This window comes from Methanosarcina sp. 2.H.T.1A.6, from assembly GCF_000979455.1.
Classification (GTDB): domain Archaea; phylum Halobacteriota; class Methanosarcinia; order Methanosarcinales; family Methanosarcinaceae; genus Methanosarcina.
The window spans coordinates 187337-199673 of record NZ_JJOY01000030.1 but is presented as its reverse complement, the minus strand read 5'-3'; the positions used below and the strand labels follow the sequence as shown (position 1 = coordinate 199673).

The window sequence follows — 12337 nt, the reverse complement described above, 5'->3', positions numbered from 1 at the left end:
CTATTCATGTAAAAATTAAAAAAGGGGACAGTAAGATTGCCCTGTCCCTAACTTACGCATTCGGGAACTCGCTTTAAGGCTTATTCCAGCATCTGGTTAATTTTATTGTAAAAATCTATGATCAGCCTTGTCGCGTCGCTTTCCATATTCAGCTGAAAGGTTCGGATCTGCTTTCCAAGAGGTTTTTCTATGACAATACCCGACTCTATTAGCGGGGTAATGACTCTTGAGACACTGGAGTGAGACAGACCGGTCTCTTCTGCTATCCCTGATAGGTAAGTCGATTCGTTCTGGTGCCCGATCAGATTTTTAAGGACGGTCATCTGTGCGGTTTTTCCAAAGATTTTTTCAAGTGGATCCATTGTTATCATCTCAGAGGTGGCTGTTCTCCGTAAGTGATTCTTATTTCCAATATTAACTTGCTATTTATGGTTATAAACTTATCTCCGTATTGGGTAGTCAGGCGATTCATATGAAATCTCCTAAATATTTGGGTAACTCTGCTCCCTCTCGCTTCACTGCGTACATTTTTAGCGACTCTATTCGTTTTAAAATTTGAGAAATGTTTAATACCTAAGAAAATATATACTGTATGAGGTGGAGGGAAATGCATAACATTAATCTTGACCGTGAAATTTTAAAGCTTATTGAAGAACAACCTGAAATAAGCGAAAGAGATATTGCCCGAACTCTTTCTGTTTCGGAAGAGTTAGTAAAAGTTCGGATTGCAAACCTTCATGATATCAGGGAAAAAATCCTGATTATGGGTAATAGGCATAATGTCCACCAGACCCTTATGAAGGTTCTTGATGCTGAAAACTATAACGTTGTCAATGCATCGGACAGCTTTCCAGCCCTTGAAACAGTGAATACGGAAAGACCAGACCTGGTGCTGCTTGATACGGCTTTTCTGAATACAGATGGCTTTGAAATCTGCAGACAGCTTAAAGCCAGCCCAAGGTGCTGTTGGGTTCCTGTTATGATGCTGAGTGAAAGGGATAAAGCGGAAGATAGTATTAAAGCCTTTAAATCAGGAGCTGACGATTACGTTGCTGAGCCTTTTAATCCTCTGGAATTGAAAGCAAGAGTCGGAATGATCCTGAGACGTAACCGGATTTGAATCCGGGAGGAAATTTACTTTCTTATAAGCAGTAATACTGTCATAAGGAAGTCAGATTTATTGAAAGGTGAAATTTTCTTTTCTTTCTCCTTTTCAGGTTCTGCATACTTTAACAGATTGTTCCGGGGTTTGAAATTTGGCCGATTTCTTTGAGGCATCTTAATATTTTTATTTACACACTCCTTAAGATGCCTTCTTTACTTGTATCCACTTAATATGCTTATCAACCATGTTTATTACTTTTACTACAAAATTGCGTGAAATACGTGTATATGGATTTAGTTTGGAAGTTCTCCAGATATACTTGTGTTAATTTTGAATTATTTTGTTAAAGATTACTTTTTACAAATCCTATTAGATCACTTCTTAAAATGGGTCTCTTCGTTAAAATTACAGATTCTTTTAAAATTACATTTTCCCGTTAGAATCAAATTTATCATTAAAATTAGATTTTCCGTCAAAATTACATAGCTTCGTTGAAGTTCCTTGAGAACTCTGCCGCAACTTCGATATTAGGGTAACAAGTAATGATTTCTATACAGGTCGCGCGTAGAAATCGGTTTCTTTTTATCCCGAAGATATCTCCTCGGCCTTTACCTATTTACTTTTCAGGGACAACCTGAAGAATTTTTTGGCGAAAGCGGAACTGAAATGATATCTATACGAAACAAGGTGTATATTGAGTCCTTCAAAATCATATTTTAGTCGACTAATATCAAATATATTAATTTAGTTACTAATATATCATAGATTTGCTAAATATCGACTTTACTAATGAGTATGTTTTGAAAACTCTATTTTTAAAATAATTATGTTTATGAATATTTCAAAATGTTTAAAAAAGAATAAAACGTAAATTATCATGCGTAACTGTTTTTCCATCCTTATTTCTGATAAGGAACTAAAGTACAAAACCGATTTAATGCTCTGAAAGTATATTGTTGTTCAAGGTAAATGTGGTAAAGCTGTGGAAAAACGTAACCCCAAAAAAGGTGTGGCAAATAGGTGTGGTAAAGTTATGACTTTGAATGAATGGTATAATAAAGGCGTTGCACTCCATGAACTAAAAAGGTTTACAGAAGCTCTGGATGCATACGATAAGGCTCTGGAAATAAGCCCAGATAATGCAAAAATCCTGTTTAGCAAAGGGATTGTTCTCAAAAGCCTCATGAGGTACGAGGATGCTCTTGATGCTTTTGACAGGTCCCTGGAGATCAACCCTGCTGATGCTAAAACCTGGTGCTTCAAAGCTGAACTTCTCCTGAGTCTCATGCAATACGAGGAAGCCCTGGACGCATTCTACCGGGCGGTATCCCTGGCTCCTGAAGATCCTGAAGTCTGGTACAGGAGGGGAATGGCTCTCAGGGAGATGAGAGCATACGAAGATGCAATGGACGACCTTGAGAAAGCTATCCGGCTCTATTCAAAGAACTACGACATGGGCTCCATGAGCGCAAGCGAATGGTGCAAGAAAGGAATGGGGCTCTGTAAAATAAAAAGTTATCAGGAGGCTCTTGATGCTTTTAACAGGGCACTTGAGTTAAACCCAACTAACGGAAAAGCCCTTTACAACAAAGGGGTCGCTCTGCGCTGGCTCGAGAAGAATGATGAAGCAAAATTATACATTGAGAAAGCTGTGGAGATTTTTGACAACAAGATCAAAGCAAATCCCGAGAATGCAAGGTTCTGGTACAACAAAGGAATTGCCCTGAGAGACCTTGAGAAATACAAAGAAGCGCTTGAAGCTTTTGAAAAGGCTATAGACATCAACCCGAGCTTTACAAAAGCCTGGATTGGCAAAGGAATAGTATACGACAGAGTTAAGAAACACCAGAAAGCAATGGAAGCCTACGAAAGGGCAGTCGATATAAACCCTATATACTCAGACCTTATTTAAGTAACCTTAATATAGAGCATCTTTCCAGAGAATATGTAGATACGGAGCCAGAAAAAGCCGTTAGCCAGAAAAACTTGTTCAGGAACTGACAGGTACATTGGCTATAATTATCTTTTTCCCTTATCTTTAAACTGTCTTTTTTTATCTGTCTTTTTTATTTGTCTCTTTTATTTGTCTCTTTTATTTGTCTCTTTTATTTGTCTCTTTTATTTGTCTTTTTTTATTATAGCTTATCCAACCGGACTTTTATTTACGGATCAATTTGATTTTTGTTTTGCAGATCTGTCTGAACATGAGGGCTGTTCAGGGTGCCGATATATTCCATCAGATCCTGAAATTTGTTGAGCTGAAAGTCAAAGCATTGTTCTGTTTCCTCTGTTGGTCTCCAGTCTCCATAGGATGCATATGCTGTTTTTAAGCCTAGCCTGTGTGCCGGAGCCATATCTCTTTTGATGCTATCTCCCACCACCAGGCTTTCTTCCGGCTTTAGCCCGAAGGCATCAAGAGCAAAGAGAAAATGGGCAGGGTCCGGCTTTTTCGTACCTGTCATATCTGCAGACACAAGGAACTCAAAGGAATCAAGAAGCCCGACTCTTGTAAGCCTTGCATGGGCATGGTACCTGTCAGCGTCTGTTATTATTGCAAGTCTGAGCCCAAGTTTCTTCAGTTCCTCAAGGGTATCCCTGACCCCCGGATAGAGTTCGAGGTTTTGCAGTTTTTCCCTGTCATAGATCTCACAGCACTGTCTGTATGCCTGCGCTGTGAAAAGCTTTCTCTCCTGCATGTAGTCCTTTATGTTTTCATAGTCTTCAAACCCGTAAGTTCCCCTGAGAAAGTACCTGAAAAGTTCTGCGGGATCCTTCTTAAGGTTCTTATCCCCCTCTCCAAGATAGGAAAGGATCTCCCTGCATGCTATGAGTTTTACGGCTACGAAATCAAAAAGAGTATTGTCCATATCAAAGAGAACAGCTTTCAGAGTTTTCGGGCGATTTTGCTGTACATTCTTCCGGACACTTTCCATGGTTTCCCTGATCTGGTTCATTTTTTCTGATCTATTTTACGTTTTTTGAATTTTTCGGACCTTCTTCTTTTTCTATTCCCCTTTTCTGGACTTTTCAGACTACTTTTTGGGAGAGGCTATAAAAGCCATAAATGACAGATGTATAGGTCATAACGAACAATAAACTTAAGTAGATAACGAACGCGAGTACTTGAAAAATTGTGGGTCTTAATTGTAAAAGACAGTAAAGGAAATTTGGACATGAACTCTGGAGAACACAAGGACGAACCCTTCACAAAAGAAGGAAATGGAGACAAAACTGAAACCGGAGAGGGGTCAGTTTCCGATGATATGTATGTACTGGATGACTCGGAGAGTGTGGCAAGGGAGGAAGTCAGCAACGAAATTCTTGCAGCCGAACTTAATGAATGCGGCCTTGATCTTCTCAGGCTTGGCAAGTTAAATGAGGCAATTGTTGCCTTTGATAAGGCGATTGACAGAGACCCGAAGAATATCTATCTTTTGAATAATAAGGCTGCAGCTCTTGAAAACCTTGGGCAGTTCGAGGAAGCTCTCAAACTCTATCAAAAAGCTGTTGAGATTGAATCTGAAGATGCGGACCTCTGGAACAACATGGCTTTTTCCTACTCCCAGGTGGGAGAATACGACAAAGCAGTCGAAGCCTATGGGAAAGCTCTTGAGCTCAGGCCGGACTATCCTAATGCATGGTATGGAAAAGCCCTGAACCTCAGCCAGGCAGAAAAATACGAAGAGGCTGTTGAAGCCTATGAGAAAGTCCTTGAGGAAAATTCGGATTATAAAGAGGCCTGGACAGGAAAAGGTATAGCTCTCGGACAGCTGGGGAACTACGATGAAGCAATTATTGCATACGATAAAGCACTCGAGATCGATCCTGGTTTTCTTGAAGCCTGGTATTACAAAGGAGTGGACCTTGATAGCCTTGGCAGTTACAAGCAGGCTCTGAAAGCCTACGAAAAAGCCGTGGAAATTGATCCTAAAAATGATGATGCCTGGAATAATATGGGCATAGATCTGGAAAACCTGGAAAGGTATGATGAAGCAATTAATGCTTTTGAAAAAGCAATCGAAATAAATTCCGAAAACTCCGATGTCTGGTATAACAAAGGATTTACCCTCAGCCAGGTGCAGAGGTTTGAAGAAGCTGTCGAAGCGTACAGAAAAGCCACACAGCTTGACCCTGAATATCTGGAAGCCTACTCAAGCCTCGGTTTTGTGCTGACTCAGCTCAAACGCTTTGAAGAAGCCCTGGAAACTTATGAAAAGGCACTTAACCTTTACCCGGATGCTGCAGATGCCTGGTTTGGAAAAGCTGTCTGCCTGAGTTTCCTCGGACGTGAAGACGAAGCTGAGGACGCATATATAAGAGCTGTGGAAATCGACCCCAGATATTCTGAGATTGGTGGGAACATTCAGTAAATCCGGAGAGATTTTTTCCCTCCTGATCTTACTTTCCACTTTCTTCTTACTTTCCACTTTCTTCTTTTAACTATAAGCCCCTGGGTTTAATGAGCTCGCTGCAAGAATGGGCATTCGCGTGATAAGCTGTGTGATAAGCTGTGTGATAAGCTGTGTGATAAGCTGTGTGATAAGCTGTGTGATGGAATCTCTGGAGTAGTTCAGAGACCCGAAGAATATCTATCTCACGACCTCATCCGACATCCTCAGATTCCTATTCATGGTCGAGAAGTTACAGTCAATTCCGACAGGGCCTGAACCTTACGGATCATCATCAAGAATTCACCCTTTCTACTTTATAAATTCTCTTGGAACTTTTCACTTTTTTAGATTCATTTCCTGGTTTCCGGAATGTCCGACAAAACCGATAAATCTAAAAATCGTAAAAAGATAAAATCCTGCAAAATACAGGACTCAGCAGCGAAAAACATAATTCTAAGCATGATTCTAAGCATGATTTTAAGCATAATTCTATATACCGGAAACGCTTTTCAAATAGATGCACATCTTCCTCTAAATTTAGAAACATTTTCCCACAGGGTGGAGCGGATGAAAGAATGAAAGGATGGATTCTTTACAAGAGCACGGCTGCCGAATTAAGGCCCGACCTGTACGAAATTCACCGCTTCATCGAGGTTGCGGGTGAGAAGGGAATAGAGCTCAGGGTTGTAAAACCCGACCAGTTCGACCTTATTGTAACAAGAGATGACAGGAAAAGCATTCTTCTGGACGGGGAAGTTGTCCCCCTTCCGGACTTTCTCCTGCCGAGGATGGGTGCAGGCACAACCTACTTCGCACTTGCAGTTATCCGCCACCTGGAACGCCTCGGAGTTCGCGTTTTTAACTCTTCGCAGAGCATTGATACCGTCAAGGACAAGCTCTATTCCCAGCAGATCCTGGCCGAAAGAGGAATTTCCTCCCCCAATACAATGTTTGCCAAAAACCCGGTCAACATAAACCTGGTTGAAAAATACCTGGGTTTCCCCCTTATAGTAAAAGCCCTCTCCGGCTCCATGGGCAAAGGCATCTTCCTCTCGGAAAACCATGACAATTTACGGGACATCATGGAGCTGATCCATGTAACCAACCCCAATGCAAACATAATCCTTCAGGAGTTCATTAAATCCAGCATCGGCAGGGATCTCCGCGTCCTCGTAATAGGAGGCCGGGCAGTCGCCTGCATGGAAAGAATCGCTCCCGCAGGCAGTTTCAAGTCCAACTATTCCAGAGGCGGAGAAGTCCGCAAATTCGACATGACCCCCGAGATAGAACAGCTGGCAACCGAAACCGCCCGCACCTTCGGACTCGACATAGCCGGCATCGACCTTCTCTTCAACGGCGACCACTTCAAAGTCTGCGAGGCAAATTCTTCCCCTGGTTTCGAGGGCATAGAAAAATGCTGCGAAGTCAATGTTGCAGGCATGATTTATGATTTTGTGAGGGGAAAGGTGGGGGAAAAGTAAGAGGGAAAAATCTTTTCTATTTTGTCGATCGGAAGTAAGTTGATTTCCAGTCCCAGTGCCCTATTACGCTCACCGATATGAGCGGCTTTTCCCGGAAGGCGTCTAAAATAAGATCTCAGAAAATACAGCACACAAAAATTAATTGGTCTTAAAAATTAATTTGATCTTCAAAGTTCATCCAATCTTTTTTACTTCAATTGTTTCTTTTTTTCCGTCCAGACTAACTATAACATTGAATGCCTCACTTCTGTCTATCATACTCCCGCCGTAAGAAAATTTACCCCCATAAACCCTTTCGTGGGGGTTCGCCTCCGTCCCTCCTCCTCCGCCCGAATTACGCACATAAGAATATTCAATTACTTGTACGGAAGACAACTCTGAAAGATTGCCTTTATATGTAAGGATTATCTCACCATCTACATCATAAAGTATTTCGTCATCCGCAGGCAGGGTAAATTCCGTTACGTTTTGCACAAACTTTGCTTTCCAGTTCTCACTTTCCCCCTCGTATACATCCTGGTAAGTAGCTACCTGCCTCTCCCTGACAAACTCATTTTCCAGGCACCCCGCAGCTAGTATGGCAATGCAAACGAAGAACAATAAAATAAATATTAATATTCTTTTATTCATCGTTCCCCTCTTTCTTCCGGATTAATTGATGATTGATCCATTTTCTCTATGTTTAAGTTTTGTTTTTTATTTTTTACTGGCCGGACCATTTTGATAAGCCTAATCGAAACGACCTTCATTTTTGGGTTGGTTCTTCAGAGTATTAGAATAAGAGATTTTTCCGTTCCAAAATCCATAATACCAGTAATGTTATCCCTGTTCCTTACTTCTGGACGTCGTTCTCGTAACTATTTACTGTTTCTATTAATTTCTCTGAATAACTGTATATATTGTTCAACTCGTTAATTGGAGTTTTTTCAGATTTTCTATCTTCATCGACAAAAAGTTCAAGGTACTTTTGCCTGGTATTAAAGTGCAACCTGCAGATGGGTTTTCTATTGTTATTATCCAGCAATATCCCACAATAATTCTTTTTGTCTCTCATTACTATTCTTTTTGGATCAATGGTTGAGCGCAGGATTGATTTTATTATGTGATATCCTTCTATTTCTTCTTCCGTTGTCACGACACCATCACTCAATTCTTCCACAAGATCAGTGTTTTCCTGTCCGTCATTTTTGTCTGAGATGACTTCGACAGGTCCTTCTGACATAGCGAATTTCAGTCTCTCGTTGATTTTTTCATTTATAAATTGGCCAAGTGCGTTCTTTGTGATTCCTGTAAATTTCTCACGGACATTCTGAGTGAATGGCACGTTATGTACCTGTTTTGCAAAGTATTTTACAAAATCTTCTGAGGGTGAATTAATCTCTCTCGCAAGAATCTGTTTTATCTCTCTTGTGTACTTCAATTCACAGGCCACAGTAGCAAGATCATCAATATCAAAGGATTCTTTCCTGAACCTTTTAAGCTCATTTATTAATGGTTCTTTAATATCCAGGAAATTGACCTCAAGGAAAGACTTATCGTCCATTTTGTTTGGAGAATCAAGATCAGTATAAAACCGATAGACTACACCATTTGTCAAGATTCCTATTTTTGCATCAGTTACACTGAAATATCTGAATAGTTGAGAAGCATGCTCTCTGTCCAGGTCAGCATCAATAGTTTTACATTCAATTAGTATGACCGGTTTTTCATCCTTGAAAATAGCATAATCAACTTTTTCTCCTTTTTTGGTTCCAAAGTCTGCGGTGTACTCGGGAACTACTTCTCCAGGATCAAAAACGTTGTAGCCCAATATGTTAATTAGAGGCATTACAAGAGCATTTTTTGTAGCCTCTTCGGTTTTTATGTTTTCCCGTAGCTTTGGAATCCTTATTGCCAGTTCTTGAATTTGATCTATGAAATCCATCGTTACTCCTTCATAAGATCGAAATTATTAAAAGTTTAAACATATTTGTCTATATACTGTTAAGCTTTACTTCATTTCTTTATTTAAACTTTGATACTTTGTAATATATTTTTATATTATATGTGCCATAATGATCACTTTTAGAACATTGAATTGAATCGCTTCCTATGCAGCTGTTTTTTAGCAAAAAGTGACTGAAGAATTACCTGAAAGCAAAGAACCTTTATAAAAGAACAATTTTCCCAATAATGAAGTTAAAACCTATATATTGAATTAAAAAAAGTATGAGTCAACTGACAAAGAATTCGCATAAAATAAAATCCTAAAAATTAATAACCGTTTTTTAAAACTTAAAATGAAGATTTCCAGCAACTCCAGTACCTTAAATCTCAATACTCTTTTGCCCTGCAAAGCCTTTATTCCGTAACCGTAACAGTTCCTTTCATAGATGGATGGATCGAGCACTCGTACTCATAGACTCCCGGTTTGGTAAACACGAAAGAGTAAGAGTCTCCGTCCCTGAGTGTATTAGACTCAAAATCAGGACCTTTTATTGTATGGGTAATTGAATCAAGGTTCGTCCATCTTACGGTATCTCCGGCTGATATTGTGACTTCTTCAGGGTTGAAGGCAAAATCCTTGATTGACACCTCAATCGTCTGGCCTTCCCCTCCGGTTTCAGGCGTTGCATTTGAAGCTGGAGTTACGGTTTCAACGGGAGTTATAGCTTCAATTGAAGTAATAGCTTCAATGGGAGTTACAGCTTCAACTGGAGTTACGGTTTCAACCGGAGTTACGGTTTCAGCGGGAGTTACTTCTTCGACCGGAGTTGCAGGCTCTTCGGCACCATTCTCTGCGCATCCTATTGCCAGAAATACGCTACATAAGACTAGCAAAATAACCAATTCTCTTCTCATTATTTTCCCCCATGCAAAATAAGAATGCTTTATAAATAACGTTTTGATTTTATAATAATTCCTACCAAATTCGGAATATAGTTCTTTTTCGGGATTATTGTATGTCAATAAGATTTTTAAATGATGGCTATTTGATGTCAAATCATATCATTTTTTTCTCTACGCGTTTTATTGTCCTCTAGTTATAAAATAGGGCTTCATGCGTCTTCGGTTAAGTGAGGAATCATGATAAATCGCATCCATTTCTACAAAAGTTTTCAAAAAACACATCAGTTTATAAGATGGAGCACGGTATCGATTTGAGGTTAATTGGACAAAATTTGAGGCATACTTCTGGTACAAAATCGATAGCCTTTAGGCAAGAAAATTCCTTGACCGATGACCAATGAAATTAGCTTAAATTAATTCCTGAGATAACTTCTGGGTAGTTTAAATTAACTTCAGTCGAATACCCCGCCAGCTTGCTCCGGGGTGCGCCAGCGCAACTTTGATTTATAAGATAAACTTCTGGGTAACTAAAATTAATTCATGAGGTAAACTTCTGGGACAATTTTAAGATATGTGTAGGGACTGATATAATGAAAAATAAAATAATTGCATTTGACTTTTTAAGAGCATTAGCAATAATTATGATTATTCCAGCTCACTTGAGTAATTTTTTATATTCTACTTATGGGAAATTAGCACTCTATGCCTTTGATCCTTACTTTGCAAACATGGGTTTGGGTCTCTTTATATTTATGAGTGGATACCTAATATATTACAATAATCACTCGATAAACTCACTTCAAAACGCATTCGATTTCTATAGAAAAAGGCTTCTTAGAATCTATCCCCTTTACTGGGCTGCACTGGCAACATTTGTACTGGTATTTTTCGTATTTGCCCCGAGGTTAAATTCGGGCTTTGTTTTTCCCAATTCGGAAAATGTATTCGATTTTTTTAATATATTTGTACATGTACTTGGGCTGCAAATCCTGCTTGCTCCGGCTTATGCATCTCCTATGCTAACGCTTTATTTTGTAGGTTTAATTGTTATTTTCTATGCCATTTATCCGTTTCTCATTATGTACTCAAAGACTACAAAACGCCTCTTACTTTCCTCTACCATTGTATATCTCGGATTCTTTTTAATCTCAAAAACTTTCAATATTATTGACCACCGCTTTTTCATGTTTTTCCTTATATTCGTTTTTGGGGTCCTTGCCTGCAAGGAAAGCCAGTTTGGAAAAGCTGTAAAGATCCCCGTGAAAACACCCCTTGCCCAGGTCCTGCTGGCAGTTCTGCCGGTCATCTTCGTACTGACAATCGTTATGGGATTGAGGGAGTCTCTATTTCTGGACCCAAGAGTTTCCGTAACCATTGATACCGCGAGTGGCGGCACAATAGGTTCTTCCATGGTAAGATCTATCCTGGACAGTATGGCAGGTTTATTGAGTATTAACCCGCTTTTACTACAGTTCCTTATTGACACACTACTTCTAAATATTTTTGTAATTTTGTTCTGTGTATTGGAGTATTCGTTTGCGATGAAGTTTGTCAATGAGAAATTCTCACGTTCTTTAAGCTCATTCTTTACGTATATTGCTACATCTTCGTACTGTGTTTATTTATTCCATAGACCATTTTTTGCCCTTTGGAACTCGGGAACAAACTTCATAGTTTCTCCAATTTTACGCGATGTTATTATGGTGTTTATAGCTATTCCCCTGTTATTTTTCATTTCATACCAGGTTCAGACAATGGAACTGAACTTGAAAAGAAATTTCTCACACAGAAAATTCCCTGGAAAAACCCTGCCTTATACAAGATTTATTACAGGTTTTAATAAATAAAAATAATATGTGAGAACAGATCAAATCAAGTTAATCAGACGTAGGAATATCCATAAAAAATTGTAGATAAAGGTAGAGAATAAGAAAAGGACAGGAAATAAGACTCAGTACCAAAATCCAGTGATGAATGTAAAATTAAAAATCACTGGATTTTATAATTGGTTACAATTCTTGTGGTAAGATTTTTGGATCACGGTTTTTTGAGCTTGAATACTGATTTTGATTAAAGGCCGGATTCTTCTTGCGAATTCAGAATTTCAATCAAGAAATGCAAAAATCACTAGATTTTGGAATCGAATCCAGCTAACTGAAGAATATGTATCAAAATATATTTGCGCTATAACTTTCTCAGAAAATTTTAAATATTATAAAAATAATTAAGAATTAACAAGTTATATAAAAACTTGGAAAAACGGAAAAACAGAAAAACGGAAAAACGGATTTTTAGATGATAAAAATATTTGGATATTGGGAAAGAACCTAAACTCTCAATTCCTATTCTATTCTGAACCAATTCTCTTAAAACATATGCGGCAGGCTGGAAAAAGCAGAACTGTTCATCTGCACAGATCTGACTCTAATTCCGGAATTTAGTTTTCGGAACACGGATTCCCCTGGCCTGCAGCTTATAAATATTTTTGTTGAACAGATAGAAGGTTCTATCGAACTTAAAATTACAGTGGG

10 protein-coding genes are annotated in these 12337 nt (G+C 39.0%); 5 read left to right on the top strand and 5 right to left on the bottom strand.

Going from position 1 to position 12337, the window contains the following annotated elements:
• Positions 1-80: 80 nt before the first annotated feature.
• Positions 81-362 (bottom strand): helix-turn-helix domain-containing protein, encoded by a 282-nt coding sequence (locus EO98_RS08620; protein ID WP_048066210.1) that lies wholly within the window; start codon positions 360-362, stop codon positions 81-83.
• Between the two features lie 245 nt (positions 363-607).
• Here EO98_RS08620 and EO98_RS08615 point away from each other — a divergent pair, with 245 nt between their 5' ends.
• Positions 608-1120, top strand: a complete 513-nt coding sequence (locus EO98_RS08615) for a response regulator (RefSeq protein WP_048141332.1) — start codon at positions 608-610, stop codon at positions 1118-1120.
• Positions 1121-2138: 1018 nt separating this feature from the next.
• On the top strand, positions 2139-3017 hold the full coding sequence (locus EO98_RS08610; protein WP_048133761.1) for a tetratricopeptide repeat protein: 879 nt from the start codon (positions 2139-2141) through the stop codon (positions 3015-3017).
• Positions 3018-3267: 250 nt separating this feature from the next.
• On the opposite strand, the gene EO98_RS08605 is transcribed toward EO98_RS08610, so the two are convergent.
• Positions 3268-4059, bottom strand: a complete 792-nt coding sequence (locus EO98_RS08605; RefSeq protein WP_048141147.1) for an HAD family hydrolase — start codon at positions 4057-4059, stop codon at positions 3268-3270.
• 219 nt (positions 4060-4278) lie between these two features.
• On the opposite strand from EO98_RS08605, the gene EO98_RS08600 reads away from it, so the two are divergent.
• Both EO98_RS08600 and EO98_RS08590 read left to right on the top strand, forming a co-directional pair.
• Positions 4279-5475 carry a tetratricopeptide repeat protein gene (locus EO98_RS08600; protein WP_048141145.1) on the top strand — a complete coding sequence of 399 codons (1197 nt, stop codon included), beginning with the start codon at positions 4279-4281 and terminating at the stop codon, positions 5473-5475.
• 596 nt (positions 5476-6071) lie between these two features.
• The gene (locus EO98_RS08590) at positions 6072-6977 is read left to right on the top strand and encodes a RimK family alpha-L-glutamate ligase (RefSeq protein WP_048141140.1); all 906 of its coding nucleotides are present in this window, start codon (positions 6072-6074) and stop codon (positions 6975-6977) included.
• Positions 6978-7151: 174 nt separating this feature from the next.
• On the opposite strand, the gene EO98_RS08585 is transcribed toward EO98_RS08590, so the two are convergent.
• The 3 genes from EO98_RS08585 to EO98_RS08575 form a co-directional block, all read right to left on the bottom strand.
• A complete protein-coding gene (locus tag EO98_RS08585) occupies positions 7152-7607 on the bottom strand; it encodes a hypothetical protein (RefSeq protein ID WP_156161076.1) in 456 nt (151 codons plus the stop codon).
• Between the two features lie 202 nt (positions 7608-7809).
• On the bottom strand, positions 7810-8901 hold the full coding sequence (locus EO98_RS08580; RefSeq protein WP_048141136.1) for a type I restriction endonuclease: 1092 nt from the start codon (positions 8899-8901) through the stop codon (positions 7810-7812).
• 416 nt (positions 8902-9317) lie between these two features.
• Positions 9318-9818 carry a cupredoxin family copper-binding protein gene (locus EO98_RS08575; protein WP_048141134.1) on the bottom strand — a complete coding sequence of 167 codons (501 nt, stop codon included), beginning with the start codon at positions 9816-9818 and terminating at the stop codon, positions 9318-9320.
• A gap of 578 nt (positions 9819-10396) precedes the next feature.
• On the opposite strand from EO98_RS08575, the gene EO98_RS08570 reads away from it, so the two are divergent.
• Entirely contained in the window at positions 10397-11653 is a 1257-nt protein-coding gene (locus EO98_RS08570; protein ID WP_048141131.1) for an acyltransferase family protein, read from the top strand.
• The last annotated feature ends 684 nt before the right edge of the window (positions 11654-12337 follow it).